The organism is Arenimonas caeni (genome assembly GCF_003024235.1).
In the GTDB taxonomy this organism is placed as follows: Bacteria; Pseudomonadota; Gammaproteobacteria; order Xanthomonadales; family Xanthomonadaceae; genus Arenimonas; species Arenimonas caeni.
In genome coordinates this window covers 44,350-67,328 of sequence record NZ_KZ679098.1, presented here as the reverse complement: position 1 = coordinate 67,328, position 22,979 = coordinate 44,350, and the positions used below count along the sequence as shown (strand labels likewise).

24 protein-coding genes, 4 tRNA genes and 2 pseudogenes are annotated in these 22,979 nt (G+C 71.5%); 10 read left to right on the top strand and 20 right to left on the bottom strand.

Translation table 11 applies throughout. From position 1 onward, the window contains the following. From C6N40_RS12250 to C6N40_RS12195, 12 genes are all read right to left on the bottom strand, one after another. A partial coding sequence (locus C6N40_RS12250) for a GTP-binding protein (protein WP_159653043.1) occupies nt 1–94 on the bottom strand: 94 nt, incomplete at its 3' end. 33 nt (nt 95–127) lie between these two features. Next, a tRNA-Thr gene (locus tag C6N40_RS12245) sits at nt 128–203 on the bottom strand. 36 nt (nt 204–239) lie between these two features. Then, a tRNA-Gly gene (locus tag C6N40_RS12240) sits at nt 240–313 on the bottom strand. A gap of 32 nt (nt 314–345) precedes the next feature. Beyond that, nucleotides 346–431 (bottom strand) — tRNA-Tyr (locus tag C6N40_RS12235). A gap of 71 nt (nt 432–502) precedes the next feature. Then, entirely contained in the window at nt 503–1,594 is a 1,092-nt protein-coding gene (gene ychF / locus C6N40_RS12230) for a redox-regulated ATPase YchF (protein ID WP_106991316.1), read from the bottom strand. Nucleotides 1,595–1,609: 15 nt separating this feature from the next. Then, nucleotides 1,610–2,191, bottom strand: coding sequence for an aminoacyl-tRNA hydrolase (pth, locus tag C6N40_RS12225; RefSeq protein WP_106991315.1), 582 nt, complete (start codon nt 2,189–2,191; stop codon nt 1,610–1,612). Nucleotides 2,192–2,242: 51 nt separating this feature from the next. Further along, a complete protein-coding gene (locus C6N40_RS12220) occupies nt 2,243–2,920 on the bottom strand; it encodes a 50S ribosomal protein L25/general stress protein Ctc (protein ID WP_106991314.1) in 678 nt (225 codons plus the stop codon). A gap of 132 nt (nt 2,921–3,052) precedes the next feature. Continuing rightward, nucleotides 3,053–4,009: a ribose-phosphate diphosphokinase gene (locus C6N40_RS12215; protein WP_106991313.1), complete on the bottom strand. Its 957-nt coding sequence runs from the start codon at nt 4,007–4,009 to the stop codon at nt 3,053–3,055. Nucleotides 4,010–4,055: 46 nt separating this feature from the next. Further along, nucleotides 4,056–4,133 (bottom strand) — tRNA-Gln (locus C6N40_RS12210). A gap of 22 nt (nt 4,134–4,155) precedes the next feature. Then, on the bottom strand, nt 4,156–5,019 hold the full coding sequence (gene ispE, locus C6N40_RS12205) for a 4-(cytidine 5'-diphospho)-2-C-methyl-D-erythritol kinase (RefSeq protein WP_240183518.1): 864 nt from the start codon (nt 5,017–5,019) through the stop codon (nt 4,156–4,158). Further along, nucleotides 5,016–5,603: a lipoprotein insertase outer membrane protein LolB gene (lolB, locus tag C6N40_RS12200; protein ID WP_106991312.1), complete on the bottom strand. Its 588-nt coding sequence runs from the start codon at nt 5,601–5,603 to the stop codon at nt 5,016–5,018. The genes ispE and lolB overlap by 4 nt, the downstream gene beginning before the upstream one ends. Then, nucleotides 5,600–7,279 carry a tetratricopeptide repeat protein gene (locus tag C6N40_RS12195; protein ID WP_106991311.1) on the bottom strand — a complete coding sequence of 560 codons (1,680 nt, stop codon included), beginning with the start codon at nt 7,277–7,279 and terminating at the stop codon, nt 5,600–5,602. Before C6N40_RS12195 ends, lolB begins: the two co-directional genes overlap by 4 nt. A gap of 92 nt (nt 7,280–7,371) precedes the next feature. Here C6N40_RS12195 and hemA point away from each other — a divergent pair, with 92 nt between their 5' ends. The 4 genes from hemA to ppk2 are packed head-to-tail and all read left to right on the top strand — an operon-like array spanning nt 7,372 to nt 11,036. Further along, nucleotides 7,372–8,643, top strand: a complete 1,272-nt coding sequence (gene hemA / locus C6N40_RS12190; protein ID WP_106991310.1) for a glutamyl-tRNA reductase — start codon at nt 7,372–7,374, stop codon at nt 8,641–8,643. Then, the gene (gene prfA / locus C6N40_RS12185) at nt 8,621–9,706 is read left to right on the top strand and encodes a peptide chain release factor 1 (protein ID WP_106991309.1); all 1,086 of its coding nucleotides are present in this window, start codon (nt 8,621–8,623) and stop codon (nt 9,704–9,706) included. Before hemA ends, prfA begins: the two co-directional genes overlap by 23 nt. After that, nucleotides 9,703–10,224: a molybdenum cofactor biosynthesis protein B gene (gene moaB / locus C6N40_RS12180; RefSeq protein WP_106991308.1), complete on the top strand. Its 522-nt coding sequence runs from the start codon at nt 9,703–9,705 to the stop codon at nt 10,222–10,224. The genes prfA and moaB overlap by 4 nt, the downstream gene beginning before the upstream one ends. Nucleotides 10,225–10,259: 35 nt before the next feature. Then, on the top strand, nt 10,260–11,036 hold the full coding sequence (gene ppk2 / locus C6N40_RS12175; RefSeq protein WP_106991307.1) for a polyphosphate kinase 2: 777 nt from the start codon (nt 10,260–10,262) through the stop codon (nt 11,034–11,036). Between the two features lie 9 nt (nt 11,037–11,045). Here ppk2 and C6N40_RS12170 read toward each other — a convergent pair whose 3' ends face one another. Further along, complete coding sequence (locus tag C6N40_RS12170) at nt 11,046–11,588, bottom strand: TlpA family protein disulfide reductase (RefSeq protein ID WP_106991306.1); 543 nt, start codon at nt 11,586–11,588, stop codon at nt 11,046–11,048. Continuing rightward, on the bottom strand, nt 11,585–12,859 hold the full coding sequence (locus C6N40_RS12165; RefSeq protein ID WP_106991305.1) for a YihY family inner membrane protein: 1,275 nt from the start codon (nt 12,857–12,859) through the stop codon (nt 11,585–11,587). The genes C6N40_RS12170 and C6N40_RS12165 overlap by 4 nt, the downstream gene beginning before the upstream one ends. Before the next feature lie 75 nt (nt 12,860–12,934). Between C6N40_RS12165 and wrbA the strand changes: the two genes are divergently transcribed. Genes wrbA through C6N40_RS12150 form a run of 3 tightly spaced genes read left to right on the top strand, consistent with a single transcriptional unit; the run spans nt 12,935 to nt 14,401 of the window. Continuing rightward, nucleotides 12,935–13,528 (top strand): NAD(P)H:quinone oxidoreductase, encoded by a 594-nt coding sequence (gene wrbA, locus C6N40_RS12160; protein WP_106991304.1) that lies wholly within the window; start codon nt 12,935–12,937, stop codon nt 13,526–13,528. Beyond that, nucleotides 13,525–13,890, top strand: a complete 366-nt coding sequence (locus C6N40_RS12155; RefSeq protein ID WP_106991303.1) for a DUF2069 domain-containing protein — start codon at nt 13,525–13,527, stop codon at nt 13,888–13,890. The genes wrbA and C6N40_RS12155 overlap by 4 nt, the downstream gene beginning before the upstream one ends. 22 nt (nt 13,891–13,912) lie before the next feature. After that, a complete protein-coding gene (locus C6N40_RS12150; protein WP_106991302.1) occupies nt 13,913–14,401 on the top strand; it encodes an asparaginase domain-containing protein in 489 nt (162 codons plus the stop codon). A gap of 43 nt (nt 14,402–14,444) precedes the next feature. Here the strand turns inward: C6N40_RS12150 and C6N40_RS12145 are convergent, their stop codons facing one another. Next, nucleotides 14,445–15,089, bottom strand: a complete 645-nt coding sequence (locus C6N40_RS12145; RefSeq protein ID WP_106991301.1) for a DUF1232 domain-containing protein — start codon at nt 15,087–15,089, stop codon at nt 14,445–14,447. Between the two features lie 146 nt (nt 15,090–15,235). Here C6N40_RS12145 and C6N40_RS12140 point away from each other — a divergent pair, with 146 nt between their 5' ends. Both C6N40_RS12140 and C6N40_RS12135 read left to right on the top strand, forming a co-directional pair. Further along, entirely contained in the window at nt 15,236–17,401 is a 2,166-nt protein-coding gene (locus tag C6N40_RS12140) for a tetratricopeptide repeat protein (RefSeq protein ID WP_162782213.1), read from the top strand. A 36-nt stretch (nt 17,402–17,437) separates the two neighbouring features. Next, nucleotides 17,438–17,641, top strand: a complete 204-nt coding sequence (locus C6N40_RS12135; RefSeq protein WP_106991299.1) for a hypothetical protein — start codon at nt 17,438–17,440, stop codon at nt 17,639–17,641. A 69-nt stretch (nt 17,642–17,710) separates the two neighbouring features. Here the strand turns inward: C6N40_RS12135 and C6N40_RS14505 are convergent. The 3 genes and pseudogenes from C6N40_RS14505 to sufT all read right to left on the bottom strand — a co-directional run. Next, a pseudogene (locus C6N40_RS14505) lies at nt 17,711–17,941 on the bottom strand (proprotein convertase P-domain-containing protein); the annotation flags it as partial. 138 nt (nt 17,942–18,079) lie between these two features. Then, nucleotides 18,080–19,843, bottom strand: a pseudogene (locus C6N40_RS12130) (S8 family peptidase); the annotation flags it as partial. 326 nt (nt 19,844–20,169) lie between these two features. Then, nucleotides 20,170–20,724, bottom strand: a complete 555-nt coding sequence (gene sufT / locus C6N40_RS12125; protein WP_275887159.1) for a putative Fe-S cluster assembly protein SufT — start codon at nt 20,722–20,724, stop codon at nt 20,170–20,172. 61 nt (nt 20,725–20,785) lie between these two features. On the opposite strand from sufT, the gene C6N40_RS12120 reads away from it, so the two are divergent. After that, a complete protein-coding gene (locus tag C6N40_RS12120) occupies nt 20,786–21,208 on the top strand; it encodes a hypothetical protein (RefSeq protein ID WP_106991297.1) in 423 nt (140 codons plus the stop codon). 17 nt (nt 21,209–21,225) lie between these two features. On the opposite strand, the gene C6N40_RS12115 is transcribed toward C6N40_RS12120, so the two are convergent. Together C6N40_RS12115 and C6N40_RS12110 are read right to left on the bottom strand one after the other, a co-directional pair. Continuing rightward, nucleotides 21,226–22,614 (bottom strand): NAD(P)(+) transhydrogenase (Re/Si-specific) subunit beta, encoded by a 1,389-nt coding sequence (locus C6N40_RS12115; protein WP_106991296.1) that lies wholly within the window; start codon nt 22,612–22,614, stop codon nt 21,226–21,228. Continuing rightward, the gene (locus tag C6N40_RS12110; RefSeq protein ID WP_106991295.1) at nt 22,611–22,904 is read right to left on the bottom strand and encodes an NAD(P) transhydrogenase subunit alpha part 2; all 294 of its coding nucleotides are present in this window, start codon (nt 22,902–22,904) and stop codon (nt 22,611–22,613) included. Before C6N40_RS12110 ends, C6N40_RS12115 begins: the two co-directional genes overlap by 4 nt. Nucleotides 22,905–22,979 lie beyond the last annotated feature (75 nt).

Genomic DNA, 22,979 nt, shown 5'->3' with positions numbered 1-22,979 from the left:
GCGCCGCCGTCAGCGTCGTCTTGCCGTGGTCAACGTGACCGATGGTGCCCACGTTCACGTGCGGCTTCTTGCGCTCGAACTTTTCCTTGGACATTAGCGTGTACCCGGTGGATTCAAGGTTTGGATGTGGTGCTCATGACTGGAATCGAACCAGCGACCTCTTCCTTACCAAGGAAGTGCTCTACCGACTGAGCTACATGAGCGGAATTTTGGGTGTTGCGGTGGAACTATCTATCCAATGGAGCGGGAGACGGGAATCGAACCCGCATGATCAGCTTGGAAGGCTGAGGTTCTACCATTGAACTACTCCCGCCCTGCGATGCCGGTGACCTGGCCCCGCGGAGCTGGTGGAGGGAGGTGGATTCGAACCACCGAAGGCGTAAGCCAGCAGATTTACAGTCTGCCCCCGTTGGCCGCTTGGGTATCCCTCCGTCAGGGAGCCCGTAATTTTCATCGCGCGGGGCACAAATGTCAACGCCCCGCGCACTTATTCTTCGCAGGGTCAGACGTTGAAGCGGAAATGCAGGACGTCTCCCTCCTGCACCACGTACTCCTTGCCCTCCAGCCGCAGCCGGCCGGCCTCGCGGGCCCCGGCCTCGCCGCGGTAGCGGATGAAGTCCTCGAAGGAGATCGTCTCGGCGCGGATGAAGCCCTTCTCGAAATCGGTGTGGATCACGGCCGCCGCCTGCGGCGCGGTGGCGCCCTTGTGCACCTGCCAGGCCCGGACTTCCTTCACGCCGGCCGTGAAGTAGGTCTGCATGCCCAGCAGGGCGTAGCCGGCCCGGATCACCCGGTTGAGGCCCGGCTCGCCCAGGCCCATGGTGGCCAGGAACTCGCCCCGGTCGGCCTCGTCGAGCTGGGCCAGTTCCTCTTCGATGGCGGCGCAGACCGGCACCACCTCGGCGCCCTCCTTCTCCGCCCGCGCCCGGACGGCGTCCAGGTGCGGGTTGCCCTCGAAGCCGTCCTCGGCCACGTTGGCCACGTACATCACCGGCTTGAGGGTCAGCAGGAACAGGTCGCGCACGACCGCCTTGTCCTCGGCCGACAGGCCCAGGGCCCGGGCCGGGGTGCCGTCGTCGAGGCCGGCGCGCAGGCGCGCCAGCACCTCCTTGCGGGCGACGGCGTCCTTGTTGCCGGTCTTGGCCTCGCGCTCGGCGCGGGACAGGGCCTTCTCGACCGATTCCAGGTCCGCCAGGGCCAGCTCGGTGTCGATCGTCTCGATGTCGGAAATCGGGTCGACCTTGCCGGCCACGTGCACGATGTCCGAATGCTCGAAGCAGCGAACCACGTGGGCGATGGCGTCCACCTCGCGGATGTGCGCCAGGAACTTGTTGCCCAGGCCCTCGCCCTTGCTGGCGCCGGCCACCAGGCCGGCGATGTCGACGAACTCGAACGAGGTCGGGACCACCTTCTGCGGCTTGATGATCTCGGCCAGCTGGGCCAGGCGCGGGTCCGGCACCGGCACCACGCCCGTGTTGGGCTCGATGGTGCAGAAGGGGAAGTTGGCCGCGGCGATGCCCGCCTTGGTCAGCGCATTGAAAAGGGTGGACTTGCCGACGTTGGGCAGGCCGACGATGCCGCATTTGATGCCCATGATGGGTCTGTTTCCTCAGGTTCTCGGGGTGTGCAGGCGCTTCATGGCCTCGGGGAACTGCCCGGCCACGGCCAGCGGCAGCACGGCCAGGGCGTCGTCGATGGCGCCACGGATGGCCGCCTCGTCGTCCTTGCCGGGCCGGCCCAGCACCCAGGGGGTCACCTTGTCCTTGTGGCCCGGGTGGCCGATGCCGATGCGCAGGCGGTGGAACTTGCCGTGCCCCAGGTGCTGGATCGTGTCGCGCAGGCCGTTCTGGCCGCCGTGGCCGCCGTCGAACTTCAGCCGGGCGGCGCCGGGCGGCAGGTCGAGCTCGTCGTGGGCCAGCAGGGCCTCGGACGGGTCGATCTTCCAGTAGCGCAGGGCGGCGGCGACCGATCGCCCGGAGGCGTTCATGAAGGTCGCCGGGCGCAGCAGCCAGAGCGTCTGGCCGGCCAGGTCGATCTTGGCGGTCTCGCCATGGAGCTTCGATTCCAGCCCGAAACGCGCCCCGGCCTGTTCGGCGAGGGCGTCCAGAAACCAGAACCCGGCGTTGTGCCGGGTTCTGGCGTATTCGGCACCGGGATTTCCCAGGCCGACGATGAGACGGAGCGATGCCACGTCGGAAGTTCGCGGTCGCCGCCCCGGCGCGGGCCGGGGCGGCGGGCCGGATTACTTCTTCTTCGGCGCCGCGTCGCCGGCGTCCTTGGACACCTTGGCGGCCGGGACCTCGGCCGACTCCGGCGCGGCCGCTTCCTCGGCCTCGACGCGGGCGTGCTTGGCGATCACGATCGCCAGGTCATGCTCCTTGCCGTGGGCCAGGGCCGGGATGGTGACGCCCTTGGGCAGCTTGATCTCCGACAGGTGCATGATGTCGCCGACCTTCAGGCCGGCCAGGTCGACCTCGATGAACTCCGGCAGGTCCTTCGGCAGGCAGGTCACTTCGACTTCGTTGAGCTCGTGGGTGACCACGACGCCCGCCGACTTGCCGGCCGGCGAGATCCCCTGGTTCACGAAGTGCAGCGGCACGCTGGCGCGCAGGGCCTCGTTCTCGGAGACGCGCAGGAAGTCCATGTGCAGGATCTGCTGCTTGAACGGATGGCGCTGCATGTCACGCAGCAGCACCTTCTGCACCTTGCCGTCGACCTCGAGGTCGAGGATGGCGGAGTAGAACCACTCGTTCTGGCTGGCGATCCAGAGGTGGTTGTGCTCGACCTGGATGCTCAGCGGGTCCTTGTGGCCGCCGTAGACGATCGCCGGCACGTGGCCGCTGCGGCGGAGGCGGCGGCTCGCACCCTTGCCCTCGTCCTTGCGGCTGGCGGCGACCAGCTTGTGTTCTTTGTTAGCCATGATGATGTTGCCTTCTTTGGTTGTGGTGCGCCTTGCGACGCGTTCCGCCGTGCCCGCGACCAGGCCCGGCGTCGTTCCCGGGGGAATCGGGCATCGGCGCCTCGACGCCGATGCCGGATTCCCCCGCCCTGCTCAATCGACGTACAGCGAACTGACCGACTCGCCGAAGGCGATGCGGCGGATGGTCTCGGCCAGCAGCTCGGCCACCGACAACTGGCGGATGCGCGGGCAGGCCCGCGCGGCCTCCGACAGCGGGATCGTGTCGGTGACCACCAGCTCGTCGAGCTGCGAGTTCGAGACGTTGGCGATGGCCGCGCCCGACAGCACCGGGTGGGTGCAGTAGGCCACGACCTTCCTGGCGCCGTTCTGCTTGAGCGCCGCGGCGGCGGCGCACAGGGTGCCGGCGGTGTCGACGATGTCGTCCACCAGCACGCAGGTCTTGCCCTCGACGTCGCCGATGATGTTCATCACCGTGGCCACGTTGGCCTTCGGGCGGCGCTTGTCGATGATGGCCAGGTCGGCGTCGTCCAGGCGCTTGGCGATGGCGCGCGCGCGCACCACGCCGCCGACGTCCGGCGAAACGACCACCAGGTTGTCGGTGCCCAGCGTGCGCCAGATGTCGGCCAGCAGCAGCGGCGAGGCGTAGACGTTGTCGACCGGGATGTCGAAAAAGCCCTGGATCTGGTCGGCGTGCAGGTCGACCGTGAGCACGCGGTCCGTGCCGACGGCGGTGTACATCTTGGCCGCCACCTTGGCCGTGATCGGCACGCGCGCCGAGCGCATGCGGCGGTCCTGGCGGGCGTAGCCGAAGTACGGCACCACCGCGGTGACGTTGGCCGCCGAGGCGCGCTTGAGCGCATCCACCAGCACCAGCAGCTCCATGAAGTTCTCGGCGGTCGGCGCGCAGGTCGACTGGATGACGAACACCTCCTGCCGGCGCACGTTCTCCTCGATCTCGACCTGCACCTCGCCGTCGGAGAACTTGCCCACCTGGGCCTTGCCCAGCGGGATGCCCAGCTGGCGGCAGACGGCCAGCGCGAGCGGCCGGTTGGCGTTGCCGGTGAAGACGAGCAGGTTCTGCTTGCTCATGGAGGCGGGCTTCCGGTTGGTGGACGGGCGGGCGGCGCGGCGCGGATGGCTGGGGCGGTAGGATTCGAACCTACGAAATGCCGGGATCAAAACCCGGTGCCTTAGGCCACTTGGCGACGCCCCACCATTGTTCGAAGCTTTCCGGTTCAGTCCCGGTACGCGGACAGCGCCCGGTGCAGGGGCGACACATCCACGCCGTCGGCCACCCAGGCGCGCATCCCCGCGGGAAGGCGCGCCAGCGCGGCCTCGGCTTCGGCGCGCGCGCCGAAGCGCGCGAAACAGCCGCCGCCGGTCCCGGTGAGGGCCGCCGGGCCGAGCCGCGAGAGCGCATCGAGGGCCGAAGCGACGGCCTCCGAACGACGACGCAGCACCGGCTCGAAGACATTCCCGAGCAAAGGGCCTGAAACGAAGTCGGATATTGTCGCCGGCGGCGCATCCCGGGTCAAACCGGGGGCCTGGAACAGCTCGGCGGTCGGCACGGACACGCCCGGGTCGACCAGCAGGTAGCTGGCCAGCGGCAGGACCAGCGGCGTGAGCACCTCGCCCACCCCCTCGGCCCACGCGCTGCGCCCGCGCACGAACACCGGCACGTCGGCCCCCAGCGCCAGGCCCAGGGCCGCCAGGCGGTCCTCGCCCAGGCGCGTGCCCCAGAGCTGGTCCAGGGCCACCAGCACGGTGGCGGCGTCGGAGGAGCCACCGCCGAAACCGCCCCCGAGCGGAATCCTCTTTTCGACGACGATGTCTGCACCAAGCGGCGTATTGGCTTCCTTTTGCAGGAGCTTTGCGGCCCGGACCACCAGGTCCTCCGCCTCCGGAACCGCATAGCCCTCGGCCCCGGCGCGCTGGATCCGGCCGTCCCCGCGCACCCGCAGGCGCAGGCTGTCGCCCCAGTCGAGCAGTTGGAAGACGGTCTGCAGCAGGTGGTAGCCGTCCGGGCGACGGCCGGTGATGCGCAGGAACAGGTTCAGCTTGGCCGGCGCCGGCCAGCTGCTCCAGCCGCCGGCACTCACGGCTGGCTCCAGGCGTCCACCACCAGCCGCACGCTGGCGTCGCCGCGACTGGCGAAAACCCGGCGCGGCCGGTCCCCTGCCCACTCCCGGTACTCGACCGTCCAGCCCTGCTGCAGCAGCCGCGCCGGTCGGCCGTCGGGCCCGAATTCGAGCTCGGCCGGACCGGGCGCACGGCCACCCCGCACCCACCAGGCCAGGTCGGCCACCGGGATGTCCCAGCCGGTCGCCTGGGCCAGCAACAGGCGTGCGTCCCCGCCCACCAGCGACCCCTCGTCCAGGCCTTCCAGCCGGGCCTGGCCAGGTTCGCCCAGCAGCTGCCAGCCCTTGCCGGTCACCGGCGCCGACAGCCTGATTTCGTAGCGTTCGCCGCGCTGCCGCCACTCCAGGCGGCCGCTGCCGCCCTCGCCGCCGGCGCGCACCGCCAGCCGGCCCTCGAAGCCCCAGTCCGGCTCGGCCCGCAGCACCGCCTCGTGCGCGGCCTGGGCCGCCAGCTGGGTCGCGTCCCCGGGGCCGCGCACCGGCGCGGGAACGCAGGCAGCCAGCAGCAGGACCAGGACGGAAAGCAGGCAGGTGCGGCGGGTCATGGCGTGCGGTGCTCCAGCAGGCGGTCGAGGGTCTGGTTGAGGGTGGGGTCGCTGTCCGACAGGCGCAGGCCCTCGCGCCAGATGCCGCGCGCCTCGTCCTGGCGCCCGAGGACCCAGAGCACCTCGCCCAGATGGGCGGCGATCTCGGCCATGGGCTCGCGCGCCCAGGCACGCCGCAGCAGATCCAGCGCCTGCTGGTGGCGCCCCTGCAGGAAGCGCGCCCAGCCCAGGCTGTCGAGCACGGCCGCCGACTCGGGCGCCAGCTCCAGCGCGCGCTCCAGGTATGGCAGGGCCTCGGCGACCCGGTCGCCGTGCACCAGCAGGGTGTAGCCGTAGGCGTTGAGCGCCTGGAAGCTGTCGGGCTGCTCGTCGAGGATCAGCTGCAGGTCGGCCAGGGCCTCGTCCACCCGCCCGGCCCGTTCGTGGAACATGCCGCGCGCGTAAAGCAGGACCGGATCGCCCTCGAAGACCGACAGGGCCCCGTCCAGCCGGGCCAGGACCTGGTCGTGCCGGCCGAGCCTTTCGAGCAGCTCGGACTCGAGCAGGAAGGCATCGCGGAGGATTTCGCCGTCGGCGTCCGGGTCGTCATGCAGCGACTGCAGCAGGGCCAGCGCCCCGTCGCCCCGGTCCAGGCGCGCCAGCACGCCGGCGCGGCGCAGCGTGGCCTGGTCATGGCCAGGGCCCGCCGGCACCGCGGCGTACCAGGCCTCGGCCTCGGCCCAGCGCTGCAGACCCTCGGCCAGCATGCCCAGCAGCAGCCGGCGCTCCACCGACGGCGCGGCGTCGAGGCTGGCCGCCTCTTCATACAGTGCCGCCAGCGCCGCCTGCTCCCCGGCTTCGACCAGCCAGCGCGCGCGCTGCAGCAGCGTGTCGTCGTCCTGCGGCCCCTGGCCGAGCATGCCGGCCGCGGCCAGGTGGTCTCCCAGCAATTCGAGCTGGCGGGCCGCGGCCCGGCGCAACTCGGGCGCCAGGCCGGCGGTGCCCCCCAGCGCCTCGAGCTGTTCGCGGGCGGCCTCGTCGCGGCCCTCGCTGCGCAGCCGGTCGGCCTGCAGCAGGCGTGCGCGCGGATCGTCCGGGAACCGGGCCAGCGCCTGGTCCAGGATCTCACCGGAGAGGTCCGGCTGGCCCAGCCGCCGGGCCAGCCCGGCCATCGCCAGCCAGCCGCCGAGCCGCGGCGGCAGCCGATCGGTGGCCAGCAGGCCCTGGAGCACCTGCCGGGCCAGCTCGCGCTGCCCGCCCCGGGCGCTGCCCAGGATGGACATCAGCGGTGCCACGCCCCGGTCATCGGCCTGCTCCAGCAGCGCCGAGGCCGCGTCCAGCGCCGCCGCCCTGTCGCCCCGCAGCAGGGCCAGCTCCAGCGCGGCCGCGGGCAGCGCGCCTGCGTCGGGGGCGAGCTCGCGCCAGCGGGCCAGCGCCTCACCGGCCAGCCCGGGCCGCCCGGCCAGCAGGGCGATGCGGGTGGCGCGCTCGGCCAGGCCCGGATCCTGGCTGGACGACGCGGCGCGCAGGTAGTGCGCGGCGGCCTGGGCCAGGTCGCCGGCCTGGAGGGCGAACTCGCCGGCCATCACGGGCTCGAGGACATCGGCCGGGCCTGCCATGGCCGGCGCGGCCTGGCCCAGGCCCAGGCCGAGGACCAGGCCGGCGACGACAAGCAGGCGGCATTTGCTCCAGATCATGGGGATTCGACGGCCAGCGGCTAGAATGGGCGCCGGTATCCACGAGAGCCCAGCCCGCGGAAGCTTAGCGCAACGCGGCCAGCCAACGTCCCATGCCCCTGCTAGCCCTAGGCCTGAACCACCAGACTGCCCCGCTCGCCCTGCGCGAGCGGGTGGCGCTCGACAGTGGCCAGCTGCCGGCCGCGCTCGATGCGCTCGGCCAGGTGCCGGGCGTGGCCGAAGCCGCCCTGCTCTCGACCTGCAACCGCACCGAGGTGTACGCCCAGGTCGAGGAAGGCCGGGAGGCCGCCGTGGCCGAGTGGCTGGCGGTGCACCACGGCCTGGCGCCGGATGCGCTGTCCGACTACCTCTACCTGCACCGCGACGACGAGGCCGTGCGGCACCTGTTCCGGGTCGCCACCGGGCTCGATTCGCTGGTGCTGGGCGAGCCGCAGATCCTCGGCCAGGTGAAGGACGCCTGGCAGGCTGCGCGTGGCCGGCAGCGCCTGCGCAGCTCGCTCGACCGCCTGTTCCAGCAGAGCTTCCAGGTCGCCAAGCGCGTGCGCACCGACACCCGCATCGGCGCCCATCCCGTTTCCGTGGCCTACGCCTCGGTGCGGCTGGCGCGGCAGGTGTTCAGCGAACTCGACCGCGCCACCGTGCTGCTGGTCGGTGCCGGCGACACCATCGAACTGGCCGCGCGCCACCTGGTCGATGCGAAGGCGCGACGGCTGCTGGTGGCCAACCGCACGCTCGAACACGCCCAGGCCCTGGCCAGCCGCCACGGCGGTTACGCGCTGCCGCTCTCGGAGCTGCCGCGCCACCTGCCCGAGGCCGACATCGTCATCACCGCCACCGCCAGCCGCGAGCCCGTGCTGAAGCTCGACGCCGTGCAGGCCGCGCTCAAGGCGCGCAGGCACCGGCCGATGTTCATGCTCGACCTGGCCGTGCCGCGCGACATCGACCCCGCCGTGGCCACGCTGGGCGACGTGTACCTGTACACGGTCGACGACCTCGAGCAGGTGATCGAGGAGAACCGCGCCTCGCGCCGCGAGGCAGCCGAGCAGGCCCAGGCCATCATCGACCTGCAGGTCGGCCACTACATGGCCTGGTGGCGCGCGCAGGGCCGCCAGGACGCCCTCAAGGCCATGCGCCGCAGCGCCGATGCGGCGCGCGAGCAAATGCTGGCCCGGGCGCACGAGCAGCTGGCCGCCGGCAAGCCGGCCACCGAGGTGGTCGAACTGCTCGCCGCCCAGCTCACCAACAAACTGCTGCACGGCCCCAGCGCCGCCCTGCGCCAGGCCGCGCTCGACGGCGACCTCGACCTGCTGCGCGCGGCCGAACGCCTCTACCAGGACGACGATGACGCCCGGCCTGCGCCGTAAGCTCGAGGCCCTGGCCGAGCGCCACGAGGAAGTCGGCCGCCTGCTGGCCGACCCCGGCATCGCCGCGGACAACACCCGCTTCCGCGCGCTGTCGAAGGAATACGCCCAGCTCGAGCCGGTCGCCGCCGGCCTGGCCGCGTGGGCGCAGGCCCAGCGCGACCTGCAGGCCGCCGAAGCCATGCGCGCGGACCCGGAACTGCGCGAACTGGCCGAGGAGGAGATCCCCGCCGCGCGCGCGCGCCTGGCCACGCTCGACGACGAACTCGCCCTGCTGCTGGTGCCGCGCGACCCGCGCGACGAGGCCAACCTGTTCCTGGAAGTGCGCGCCGGCACCGGCGGCGACGAGGCGGCGATCTTCGCCGGCGACCTCTTCCGCATGTACGCGCGCTACGCCGAACGCCGCCGCTGGCAGGTCGAGATCGTCTCGGCCAGCGAGGGCGAGCACGGCGGCTACAAGGAAATCGTCGCGCGCATCGAAGGCAAGGGCGCCTACTCGCGGCTGAAGTTCGAGTCCGGCACCCACCGCGTGCAGCGCGTGCCGGCGACCGAGTCGCAGGGCCGCATCCACACCTCGGCCGCGACGGTGGCCATCCTGCCCGAGCTCGACGAGGTCGACGAAATCGAAGTGCGCGACGCCGACATCAAGGTCGACACCTTCCGCGCCTCCGGCGCCGGCGGCCAGCACGTGAACAAGACCGACTCGGCCATCCGCATCACCCACCTGCCCTCGGGCATCGTGGTCGAATGCCAGGACGAGCGCAGCCAGCACAAGAACCGCGCCCGGGCGATGTCGCTGCTCAAGGCGCGCCTGCTCGACGAAGAACGTTCGAGGCAGGCCGCCGCGCAGGCGCAGGCGCGCCGGCTGCAGGTGGGCAGCGGCGACCGCAGCCAGCGCATCCGCACCTACAACTTCCCGCAGGGCCGCATCACCGACCACCGGGTCGAGGGGCTCACGCTCTACGCGCTGCCGCAGGTGATGGACGGCGACCTGGACGAACTGGTCGACCGCCTCACCCGCGAACACCAGGCCGACGAGCTCAAGCTGCTCACGGAGGCCGCGTGAGCGCCGCCACCGATTTCGTCCCGCTGTCGCTGTGCGTGCTGGTGGTGTCCGACACCCGCACCGCCGCCAACGACACCTCGGGCGACTACCTCTGCGCCGCCCTGGCCGAAGCCGGCCACCACCTGCACGAGCGCGCCATCGTGCGCGACGACAAGTACGCGATGCGGGCGATCGTCTCGCGCTGGATCGCCGACGATGCCGTGCACGGCATCCTGGTCAGCGGCGGCACCGGCTTCACCGGCCGCGACTCCACGCCCGAGGCCCTGCTGCCGCTGCTGGACAAGGAAATGCCGGGCTTCGGCGAACTGTTCCGGGCGATCAGCTTCGAAGAGATCGGCACCTCGACCTTGCAGTCGCGCGCCTTCGCCGGCCTGGCCAACGCCACCTTCCTGTTCGCCCTGCCCGGCTCGACCTCGGCCTGCCGCACCGGCTGGGAGAAACTGGTGCGGGCACAGCTCGACGCCCGCACCAAACCCTGCAACCTCGCCAACCTGCGGCCACGCCTGCGCGAATCCTGAGCGCCGCGCCGGCTGCCACCACCCCGGGGACATCGATGGCCAAGCTCAAGCGACGCGAGTACGAAGACACGCTGGAAGTCCTGCAGGTCGAGCTAAACCAGATGGCGCGCTGGCTGCAGCACACCGGCAAGCGCGTGGTGGTGCTGTTCGAAGGCCGCGACACCGCCGGCAAGGGCGGCGCGATCGCCGCGATCGCCGAGTCCCTGAACCCTCGCCAGTGCCGCGTGGTGGCCTTGTCCAGGCCCAGCGAGCGCGAACAGGGCCAGTGGTATTTCCAGCGCTACGTGCCGCACCTGCCTGCGGCAGGCGAGATCACCCTGTTCGACCGCAGCTGGTACAACCGCGCCGGCGTCGAGAAGGTGATGGGCTTTGCCACGCCGGCGCAGGTGGACGCCTTCCTGGCCCAGGCGCCGGTGTTCGAGAAGATGCTGGTCGACGACGGCGTGCTGCTGTTCAAGTACTGGCTGGCCGTGGACCAGGACAAGCAGGAAGAGCGCTTCTTCGAGCGCCTCGAAGACCCGCTCAAGCGCTGGAAACTCTCGCCCATCGACGTCAAGGCGCGCGAGAAGTACGCCGAGTACGGCAGCGCCCGCGACGCCATGTTCAAGGCCACGCACAAGCGCCATGCCCCCTGGTACGTGGTGGACTTCAACGACCAGAAGCGCGGCCGGCTCAACCTCATCCGCCACCTGCTCGACCACCTGCCCGACCACGCCGTGCCCGAGCAGCACATCGAACTCCCGCCGCTGCCCGGCAGGCCGCGCAAGGAGCGCTACACCGGGCCGGTCAAGCCGATCGCGAACCGCTACTAGGGCCGGCGCTCAGCCGGCGCCGGCGGCGGCGATGTCGGCCGCCAGCATCTCCGAGGTGATCGGGCCCAGGTACTTCTTCGCCACCTTGCCCTCGGGGTCGATCAGGTAGGTCATCGGCAGGCCGCGCGGGGTCTCGAAATCGCCCGGCGGGTCGTACACGTCCAGCAGGGCGATCGGGTAGCCGGCCGGGTGCTCCTTCAGGAAGGCGCGCATGTCGTCGGGCTCGATCTCCTCGTAGGCCAGGCCGATCACCCGCACGTCATCGCGCGAGGCGTCGAAGGCGCTCAGGTCGGGGATTTCCTTCAGGCAGGGCTTGCACCAGGTGGCCCAGAAATTCACCACCACCCAGCCGCCGCGCTGGGCGGCCAGGTCGAAGGTGCCGTCGTCGAGCGTCTCGACCACCAGGCCCGGGTGGGTCGGCGGTTCGGGGGCGGCGGCCGGTTCGGCTGCGACCGGCGCAGGCGCGGGCGCGGCCTCGGCGGGTGCCTCGGCGGCGGGCTGGCAGGCGGCCAGGGCGAGCACCAGCAGGCTGGCGAGGGTCGCGGTCTTCATGGCGTCGTATTGTCCGGTCCGGGGGTGAAGAAACTGCCGACGCTGCGCGCCATCGGCATTTCCAGCGGCTGCTGGAGGTGGGCGAGAGCGCGCGCCGCATCGCGGCCGATCGGATCGTCGTAGCCCGGCAGCCCGTGCACCGGCCCGGGCACGCGCAGGCCCAGGCCCTCGTGCAGTTCACCGAGGGTGACCGCATCGAGGTCACGGCTGAGCAGCCAGCTGCCGTCCTCGGCCCGGCGCACCACGTTCAGGCCCGACAGGCCGGCGAGCATGCGCTGGAGCAGGTCGTCGGTGAGCATGGGTTCGATGTCCTGCACGTCGGCGATGTGCAGGCCGCGGCCATCGCGCCGGGCCTGGGCCAGGCGCCCGAGCAAGCGCAGGTAGCCGTACATCTCCATGCCGGCCGGCAGGCGCAGCGCCCGCGGCTGGTAGCGGAACGAAGACAGCGAGGCGGCGAAGCTGGCGCCCAGCAGCACCACCACCCAGCTCAGGTAGACCCAGAGCATGAAGATCGGCACCACCGCCAGCGCGCCGTAGAGCTGCTCGTAGGTCGGCACGCCCAGCAGGTAGGCGGCGAAGCCGCGCTTGGCCAGTTCGAACAGCACCGTGGCGAACAGGCCGCCGGCCAGGGCGAAGCGCAGCGGCACGCTGCGATGCGGGATCAGCCAGTAGGCCAGGGTGAACACCAGCAGTTCGACCGCGTTGGGCAGGTAGCCCAGCAGTCGCGTGGTCCAGGCCTGGGCCTCGCCCGACCACACCGGCAGCGCGAACAGGTAGGAGGTGACCGCCAGGCTGGCCACCGCGCCGAGCGTTCCCAGCGTCAGCAGCGTCCAGTAGACCAGGAAGCGGAACAGGCCCGACCGCGGCGTCGGCACGCGCCAGACCCGGTTGAAGGTGGACTCGATGCTCCACATCGTCAGCAGCAGCGACACCAGCAGGGCGGTGACGCCGGTGGCGGTGAGCCGGCTGGTGCTGCGGGTGAACTCGCGAAGGTATTCCTCCACCACGCGCGCCGAGCCGGGCACGAAGTTGGAGAAGATGAAGTTGGTGAGCTGGGCGCTCCAGGCATCGAACACCGGGAAGGCGGCCAGGATGCCGAACACCACCATGCTCAGCGGCACGAGCGCGAACAGCGTGGTGTAGGCCAGGGCGCCGGCGGTCTCGAAGCAGCGGTCGTCGAGGAAGCGCTTCCACAGGAAACGGGCGAAGGCCTGGACCCGTTCCCGGTCCAGGCGGTGCCACCATTGGTTGATCGTGCGGGCGACAGGCATCGGCCAAGCCTAGCAAACGCAGCCCCGACGCAAACGTGGGCGATAATGCCGGCGTCCCCACCCCGCGAGCGAGCCATGCCCGAGATCCTGGTCCTGTACTACAGCCGCGGTGGCTCGATCGCGCGGCTGGCGCGCCAGGTCGCCCGCGGCATCGAGGAGGTCGCCGGCATGCAGGCCCGGCTGCGCACCGTGCCGCCGGTGGCGCCCGTCACCGAATCGGCGGCGCCCCCGGTGCCCGACGAGGGCGCGCCCTACGCCAGCCACCGCGACCTGGACGAATGCGTGGGGCTGGCCCTGGGCAGCCCGACGCGCTTCGGCAACATGGCCGCGCCGATGAAGCACTTCATCGACGGGCTGGGCGCCCAGTGGGCCTCGGGCACCCTGGTCGGGAAACCCGCGGCGGTGTTCACCTCCACCGCCACCCAGCACGGCGGCCAGGAGTCGACCCTGCTGACCATGATGGTCCCGCTTCTGCACCACGGCATGGTGGTGCTGGGCATTCCCTTCACCGAAGCCGCGCTCAACACCACCCGCAGCGGCGGCACGCCCTATGGCGCCAGCCATGTCGCCGGCGTGGCCGACGACCCGGAGCCGAGCGAGGAGGAGAAGCAGCTGGCGCGCGCGCTGGGCCGGCGCCTGGCCGATACCGCCCGGAAGCTCTCCGCGTGAGCCGGGCCGCCCGCATCACCGCGGTCGCGGTGCTGGCGATGCTGGCGCTGCAGCTGGCCTGGCGCCTGTGGCTGGCCCCGCCCACCCAGGCCGCGCCCTGGACGATGGCGCTGTTCTTCTCGCTGCCCATCCTGCCGGCGGCGGTGCTGGTGCTGCTGCGGCACCGGCGCGCCGGCTTCTGGGGTGCGCTGGCCGCCCTGCTCTATTTCTGCCACGGCGTGATGCTGGCCTGGTCGGAGCCGGAGGTCCGCGGGCTGGCGCTGGCCGAAGCCGCGCTGGCGTCCGTGCTGGTGGTCGCCGCCAGCTGGGACGGCATGCGCGCCCGCTTCGCCGCCCGCCGGGCCCGGCGCCCGACCGTATAATCGCGGCCCCAAGGAGGAACCCATGGACGAGCTTCTGGTCGTCACCACCGGCGGCACCATCGACAAGGTGTATTTCGACGACAAGTCCGACTACCAGGTCGGCGAGCCGCAGATCGGCCGCATCCTGCAGGAGCTCGGCGTCGCCTTCCGGTTCACGGTGATCCCGATCATCCGCAAGGACAGCCTGCACATCACCGCCGACGACCGCGAGCTGCTGCGCGCCACGATCGCCGCGCAGCCGGCCGCGCACGTGCTGGTCACCCATGGCACCGACACCATGGTCGAGACCGCCCGGGTGCTGGCGACGATCCCGGGCAAGACCATCGTCCTCACCGGCGCGCTCAACCCGGCCCGCTTCCGCGGATCCGACGCCGAGTTCAACATCGGCACCGCGGTCGGCGCGGTGCAGTCCAAGCCGGCGGGCGTTTACATCGCCATGAACGGCCGCATCTGGGACCCGCTCAAGGTGCGCAAGAACGTCGCCGCCAACCGCTTCGAGGCGGCGGGCTGAGACCGCGCCGGCGCGGCCCCGCCCTGCCCCGCCCGCGTGCAGCTCAATGCACGCGGAAGCGCGACGCCGGCGCCGGCAGGTAGCTCGACGACAACACCTGGCGCTGGTGCTCGCGCAGCCCGGACTCGGCGCGGCGCGCCTCGATCCATTCGCCGCGCCCGAAGCGGAAGCGACCCGGCGGTTCGCCGCGCAGGCGCGATTCGAGCAGCCGCAGGCGGCAGAAGTCCCGGTACCCCGCCAGTTCGTCGCCGATGCGGCTCCAGGCCACGTCCACCACGATCGCGTCGTCCAGGCGGCCGACCTGGGGCACCCAGTCCGGGATCAGGTCATCCGGCCGCCGCAGGTAGGCGAGCACGGCGCGGGCCGCCGCCAGGGCCTGGCCGGCCGGCGCCCAGCCCTCGTCGAGCACGAACTGGTCCAGCGGTGCCGCATGGGCCAGGCGCACCGAGATGCAGGGCGACTGGATGTCGCCCAGGCGGGGGTCGTACAGGTCGCGGGCGGCCGTCACGATCTGGTCGCCCGCCAGCGGGTCGGGTCGGCCGAGTTCGGCCAGCAGGCCGTTGAATCGGTCGAGCTCACGGGCCTGCAGGGCGCAGGGGCCGATCTTGCTGCGGCGGGCCGGGCCGGGGGCCGGGATCCGGGCCAGGGCGGCTGGCAGGGCCGGGAAGGTTTCTGCGTTCGCGTACATATCTTGTCTCCGGTTTTGGCGTCAGTGGCGCCGGGGATCCGGCGCAGGTCCAGCATCGGCGCGGCCCACGGCCGTGGTCATGAAGGAAGCCGGTGGAGGCAGCAGGGCTTTGCATCCGTTCGCGAGGTTTGCGTGAGGGAATGCCGATGGAGCCTGGATCCACGCCGCCCCCGGGCGGCCAAGGTGCCGAGCGCTACCGCTTCGAGGGCGTGGTCGTCGACGTCGCCGCGCACTCGATCTGCCGGGACGGCGAGCCGCGCCCGCTGGAGCCCAAGGCCTTCGCCGTGCTGGTGGAGCTGCTGCGCCACCACGGCGAGCTGCTCAGCCGCGACCAGCTGCTCGATGCCGTCTGGGGCCACCGCCACGTCACCCCGGGGGTCCTGACCCGGGCCATCGCCCAGCTGCGGCATGCCCTGGGCGATGACTCCCACGCCCCGCGCTGCATCCAGACCCAGCACGCCCTGGGCTACCGCTTCATCGCCCCGCTCGACCTGCCGGCGCCGACGGAGCCGCCAGCCCCCGGCACGCCGCCCGCCGCTGCCGCGACCCCGCCGCCGGCGCCGGTGCCAGGCGAGCCGCCGGCGACGGCACGCCGCGAGGACCCGCCCCGCGACCCCGAGACGGCCCGGCTGGGCCGTCGCCGCAGCGACCGCTCGCGGCACTGGCGCTGGGCGCTGGCGTCCGCGGCGTTGGTGCTGGTGGTGCTGTTGCTGGCCACCCGGCCCTGGGACCCCGGCCCCGTGGCGGCGGAGGCCTCGGTGGCCGTGCTGCCCTTCGACGCGCTCGGCGGAAGCGAGCAGGACAAGGCCTACGCCGAAGGACTGGCCCGGGAAATGCTCGCCGCGCTGGCCGGCGTCAACGGCCTGCGCGTGGCCGCCTGGCGCCCGCGCGAGGCCATCGAGGCCGGCGGCGGGCCGGTGGCGGTCGGCCGCCAGCTGGGCGTGGCCGCCGTGCTCGATGCCAACCTCCGGCGCGAGCAGGGCCGCCTGCGGGTGTCGGCGAGGCTTTCCGACACCCGTACCGGCTTCACGCTCTGGAGCGGCAGCTACGACCGTGAGCCCGAACGCGTGTTCGACATCCAGGCGGAAATCGCCGCCGAGGTGGCGCGCCTGCTGGTCGGCCCGCTTCCCGACGCCGGCGAGGGCCTGCGGCGACGGCTGACGCCGACCCGCGACCTGGCCGCATTCGAGGACTACCTGGGCGGCCTGCGCCTGCTCAGCGCCGGCGACCGCCCGCGCGCGATCGAGAGCTTCAGCCAGGCACTCGAACGCGACAGCCGCTTCGCGCTCGCCCAGGCCGGCATCTGCCGCGCCGAGCTCTGGCGATTCGAGGGCCATCGCGACGCCGGCGCCTTCGAGTCGGCGCGCCTGGCCTGCCTGCGGGCGGGCAACATGGACGGCACGCTCGGCTCGGTGCAGCTGGCGCTCGGCGACCTCTACCGCGCCGGCGGCGACCACGCGCGCGCGCTGGAGCACTACCAGCGCGCGGAGGCCGACCTCTCGGTCCGCGCCATGGCGCTGGCCGGCCAGGCCAAGGCGCACCTCGCGACCGGCGACGCCACGCGCGCCTTCGCGCTGTTCGGGCAGGCGGTCGCGGCCAGCCCCGACGACGCCCGCCTGCACGCCGACCTCGGCTACCAGCACTACCTGGCCGGCGACCTGCCCGCGGCGATCGACGCGCTTTCGCGTTCGAGCGAACTCGAACCCGGCAACGCCCATGTCTGGAGCACGCTCGGCTCGCTGCAGGCCGCCGCGGGCCGCAACGACGACGCCATCGCCTCCTTCGAACGCTCGCTGGCGATCGAGCCGATCGAGGCCGTGCTCAACAACCTCGGCACGCTGCGCATGCAGGCCGGCGACACCGAGGGTGCCGGCAGCCACTACCGGCAGGCGGTGCAGCTCAACCCGAACAACCCGGAACTGTGGGGCAACCTCGCCGACGCGCTCGCGCTGTCGGGCAGCGAGCCGGACGAGGCCGCGGCGACCTACGCCGAGGCGGCCCGGCGCATGCGCGAGTTCGTGACGATGAAACCAGGCGACGCCAAGGCGCAGGCGCTGCTGGCCTGGTACCTCGCCAACCTCGGCGAGCCCGGGGCGGCGGCGGATGCACTGGCCCGCGCCGAGGCCATCGGCCAGCAGCCGGCCGAAGTGGCCGTGCTGGCCGCGCAGGTGCGCGCTCTGGCCGGCGAGGAAGCGGCCGCGCGCGCCAGCCTGGAGGCGGCGCGCGCCGCCGGCATGGCCGAACTGCGCATCACCACCAATCCCTTCCTGCTGCGGGCCGGCCTGGTGGAGGCCGCGCCCGCGCAGCACTGATCCCGCACCCACGGGCGCACGCCGGAGGAAAGTGCGATGAGCAAGCCCGAGAACGATTCGGTCCGCGTGGTCACCCTTCCGCTGCCGGACGGCAGGACGGTGCAGGCGACGATCGAGGTTTATTCAGTGGTCGTGGTGCCGGTGCCGCCGCGTCCGCGCAGTCCCGGAGACCTGTACATGATCCACACGCCGACGCCCGAGGCGAGCATCGAGGTGCGGCTGGACGTGCTGGGCGGCTGAGCCGGCGCCGAGCCAAAAAAAGACCCCGGCACGAGGCCGGGGTCCGAAGGGTGCCACTGACGCGAACGCTTAGAACGTCACCGACCAGCTGTTGATGTAGCCGGTGTCGCCACGCGCGTTGTCGCGCACGCGCAGCTTCCAGGTGCCGTTGAGCGCCTCGCTCGACAGGTTCACGGTCCAGGTGCCGATCACGTTGTCGGTGCTGCCGCCGGAGCGGTTGTGCAGGTTGTAGGTCGAACCATCCGGGGCCACCAGGTCGACGCGCAGGTCGCCCTTGTAGGTGTGGCGGATGTCGACCGACACCGACGCATTGCTCGGGGCGTTGCCGCTGCGGCCGGTGACCGAGATCGGGCTTTCGACCGTGGCGTTGTCGCTGATGGTGTAGTCGGTGCCGTTGCTGTAGGTCTGCGGCGAGCCGCCGCCGCCACCACCGGTGGTGTAGTTGCCGACCAGGCTCACGCCGGAGAAGCTCGAGTAGGCCTTCACGCGCACGTGGTAGGTGCCGGCCGACGGCGCGGCGATGGTGCAGGTCTCGTTGTTGCCGCTCAGGTACGGACGGCAGACGTACGAGCTGTCGGTCGGCTGGCTGCCGAACTGCACGTACAGGTCGGCGTCACCGGTGCCACCCGACATGGTGAAGGTCAGGTTGCTGGCGCCCGACGGCACGGCCATAGTGTAGTACAGCGAGTTGCCGGTGCTGGCCGAGAGGTTCGTGACGGCCACGCCCTTGGTCAGCTCGCCACCAGCCGGCGGCGGCGGCGGGGGCGGCGGGGTGCTGCCACCGGCAGCGGCCACGAGGGCGTTGGCGTCGATGATGCCGGCGCCGCAGCCACCCGAGCACGAACCCGACAGCGCATAGGCGGTGGCCTTGAGCTGGGACTCGACCTCGGCCGGGGTCCACAGCGGCAGGCCGAGGGCCAGGCGACGGCTCTGGGCCAGCGCCACGGCGCCGGCCACGTGCGGGGCCGCCATCGAGGTGCCGTTGTAGGACGCGTAGCTCTCGGCGCCCGGGCCCTGGGTGCCGCTGTTGAGGGTCGAGAGGATGCTCGAACCCGGGGCCGAAACGTCGATCAGCGCGCCGTAGTTGGAGAAGCTGGAGCGGGCGCTCGAGCTGGTCACCGAAGCGACGGCGACCACGTTGTTGCAGCTGGCCGGCGAGAAGTTGGCGACGTTGGCGTTGCTGTTGCCGGCGGCGACCACGACGGTGGTGCCGCGGCTGACCGCGCCGTTGATCGCGTTCTGGGTCAGGCTGTCGCAGCTGCCGCTGCCACCGAGCGACATGTTGATCACGTCGGCGACGTTGGCGGCGGTCAGGCTGGGCACGCCGGAGACGGTGCCACCCGAAGCCCAGGTGATCGCGTCGGCGATGTCGGAGGTGTAGCCACCACCGCGGCCGAGCACGCGCACCGGCATGACCTTGGCGCCCCAGGCGGTGCCGGCGACGCCCTTGGCGTTGTTGGTCACCGCGGCGATGGTGCCGGCCACGTGGGTGCCGTGCCAGCTCGACGGGTTGCCGCCGTAGTAGTCGCCCGGGTCGCTCGGGTCGGAGTCGCGGCCGTTGCCGTCACCGGCGACGGCGGAGTCGTTGATGAAGTCGTAGCCGGCGACGATGTTGGCGTTGAGGTCGGAGTGGCTGACGTGGCCGGTGTCGAGCACGGCGACGATGATGCCGCTGCCGTTGGCGACGTTCCAGGCCTGGTCGGCGCGGATGCCGGCGTCGGCGTCGAAGTAGCCCCACTGCTGGCTGTAGCTGGTGTCGTTCGGCGTCAGGGTGTGCTTCATCAGCCGGTCGACCTGCACGAACTCGACGTTCGGGTTGTTGGCCAGCTGGCGCATGAACAGCTCGGCCTCGTCGGCGCGGAGCTTGCGGTTGGTGGTGAACACGTCGGCGCCGAGCGACATCCGGCGCAGGTGGCGGGCGGCCACGTCGGCCTGGTTGGCGCGCAGGCCGCGCTGCAGGCCGTTGGCACGCAGCATCTGGCTGGCGCCGGCGCTGGCCGACTGCAGCGAACGCCGCAGGGCGCTCTGGTCGGCGGCCTCCGGCGTGTTCTCCTTGAACTTGACGACGAAGCGGTCGTACTGACCGTCCGGCTGGAGGCCGGCGGTGTTGACCTGGGCGGCGAACGCGGACGAGCCGGCGAAAGCCAGCGACGTAGCCACGACGAGTCCGCGCAGGCGGAGCTTGCGAGAGTTCTTGCTCACTGATTGGATCCCCGAATAGTGATGGCAACAAAGGCCGTTGGACGGCCGTGCTTGCATCCATGCCCCGGGTCCCCTGGAACACCTCCGCCTGCCGAGCCATTTCCTGGCCTCGAATCGAACCGCAAGCTGAAGCAACCACCCGGATGTGTGACGCAAATCTCAAATGCGTGACACACGGCCGACGCTAACGTGACGAAAGTCACGGGTCAAGCGGCCAGCCAACGAAAAACCAGCCGTTCGTCGGCCAGCCTCGAAATGGTCAGGGATGGACTACAGGCCGGGCCGCGGGCGACAGCGTGGCTGCCCTAGCCGCTGCCGGGCCGGGCTCAGAACAGGCCGGTTTCCAGACGCGCCGCGTCGGACATCATCGACTGGTTCCAGGGCGGGTCGAACACCAGTTCGACGTCGGCCTCGGCGATCGTCGGCACCTGCTCGACCTTGTCGCGCACGTCCTGCACCAGGATGTCGCCCATGCCGCAGCCGGGCGCGGTGAGGGTCATGCGGATGGCGACGGTGCGCTCGCCCTCGGCGTTGCGCCCCAGGTCGCAGTCGTACACCAGGCCCAGCTCGACGATGTTGACCGGGATCTCCGGGTCGAAGCAGGTGCGCAGCTGGTCCCAGACCAGTTTCTCGACCTCGGCGTCGCCGGCGCCTTCGGGCAGCACCAGCGGCTCGGGCTGCGGCTTGCCGATGGCATCGGCGTCCACGCCGGCGATGCGGAACAGGTTGCCGTCCACGAACACCGTGAACGAGCCCCCCAGCGCCTGGGTGATGTAGCCGGTGGTGCCGGCCGGCAGGGTCACGGCTTCGCCCTGCGGCACCATGACGGCATCGCAGTCGCGTTCGAACTTGACCGGCTCGCTGGTTCGCGAATAGCTCACTCGGGTATCGCCTGGCGGGAAACCCGGCTATTTTAGCCCGCCCAGGCACCGGGTAACGAATTTGTCGCCAACGCACCGTCCTGATTCCCGCCCCGGCTGGCTGCTGCCGGCCGTGGCCTGGCTGGCCGGCGTGGCCGGCATGGTGGCGATCTGGCTGGCGGTGGCGCTGGCGGTGCGCGGCATGGCGGGCTGGCTGGCGCTGCTGGCGGCGGTGGACCTGGCCCTGCTGCTCAGGCTCTCGGCCATGCCGGCCAGCCGGGCCCGGGCCTGGGCGGCCACGGCCGGCACCGCGCTGGCCATCGCCATCAGCTACTGGTTCGTCGCCTCGATGATGATGGGCCTGCCGCTTGGCCTGCGGCCGCTGGAGGCCGCCAGCCGCATGGGCCCGGTGCTGGCGTCCGAACTGCTGCGCCATGCCGCCAGCGGCTGGGATCTCGCCTGGGCCCTGCTGGCCCTGCCGTTGGCCTGGCGCCTGGCCCGCTAGCCGCCGGCCGGGCGCCGTCAGTGCCCGCCGTCGATCGCCTTGAGCTCCGCCACCAGCTGCGCCACCGCGGCGGCGCCGTCGCCGTAGAGCATGCGGGTGTTGTCGGCGTAGAAGAGCGCGTTCTCGATGCCGGCGAAGCCGGTGCCCTTGCCGCGCTTGATGACGATGGTGTTCTTCGAGTCGGCCACGTCCAGGATGGGCATGCCGTAGATCGGCGAAGCCGGGTCGGTCCTGGCCACCGGGTTGACCACGTCGTTGGCGCCGATCACCAGGGACACGTCGGTGGTCGGGAACTCGGGGTTGATGTCGTCCATGTCGGCGATCAGGTCGTAGGGCACGCCCGCCTCGGCCAGCAGCACGTTCATGTGGCCCGGCATGCGGCCCGCCACCGGGTGGATGGCGAACTTCACCTTCACGCCGCGCTTTAGCAGCGCCTGCGTCAGCTCCCAGACCTTGTGCTGGGCCTGGGCCACGGCCATGCCGTAGCCGGGCACGATCACCACGCGCTCGGCGTAGGCCATCATCGCCGCCACGTCGCCGGCCTCGATCGGCTTTTGCGCGCCCGAGATTTCCTTCGCCTCGCCCGCCGCGCCGAAGCTGCCGAACAGCACGCTGGCGATCGAGCGGTTCATCGCCCTGGCCATCAGCTGGGTGAGCATGGTGCCGGCCGCGCCCACCACCATGCCCGCGATGATCAGCGCCTCGTTCTGCAGCACGTAGCCTTCGAAGGCGACCGCGAGGCCGGTGAGCGCGTTGTAGAGCGAGATCACCACCGGCATGTCGGCGCCGCCGATCGGCAGGGTCATCAGGATGCCCACCGCCAGCGCCGCCACGAAGAAGCCGATGATCACCGGCTGCTGCAGGCCATAGACCGTGAGCGCGCCGAGCGCCAGGGCCACCAGGAAGACCAAGGCGTTGAAGGCCTGCTGGCCGGGGAAGGTGAAGCGCTTGTCGAGCCGGCCGTCGAGCTTGGCCCAGGCGATCACCGAACCGGTGAGCGAGATCGAGCCGATCAGCGCGCCGACCACGGCCAGCACCAGCGCCGTCTGCGAAGGCGCCAGGCCCGCGTCCGAGAAGCGCAGCAGTTCCACCGCGCCGATCGCCGCCGCCGAGCCGCCGCCCAGGCCGTTGTAGAGCGCCACCATCTGCGGCATGTCGGTCATGGCCACGCGCTTGCCCGACCACCAGGCCACCGCGGTGCCCAGCACGAGCGCGGCGATGATGAGCGGGAGGTTGTGCATTCCCTCCGTGCCGAAGGTGGCCAGCGTGGCCACCACCATGCCGGCGCCGGCCCACTGGATGCCGCTGCGCGCGGTCACCGGCGAGGCCATGCGCTTGATGCCCAGGATGAAAAGCAGCGCGGCGACGAAGTAGCTGGCCTTCACCAGCACCGGCAACCAGCTCATGCGCCGCCCCCCTTCTTGCTCGACTTGAACATCTCGAGCATGCGCTCGGTGACGACGTAGCCGCCGGCGGCGTTGCCCGCGCCCATCAGCACCGCGAGGAAACCGATGACCTTCTCCAGCGTGGTGTCGGCGTGGCCCAGCACCACCATCGCGCCCACCAGCACGATGCCGTGCACGAAGTTCGAACCCGACATCAGCGGCGTGTGCAGGATCACCGGCACCCGGCCGATGATCTCGTAGCCGGTGAAGGCCGCCAGCATGAAGATGTACAGCGCGACGAAGCCGTCCATGTCCCCTCCCCGGGCGATAGCGCCATTCCCGCATCATAACCGCAGCTTGAACACCGGCCAGTGGCCGCCGGCGCC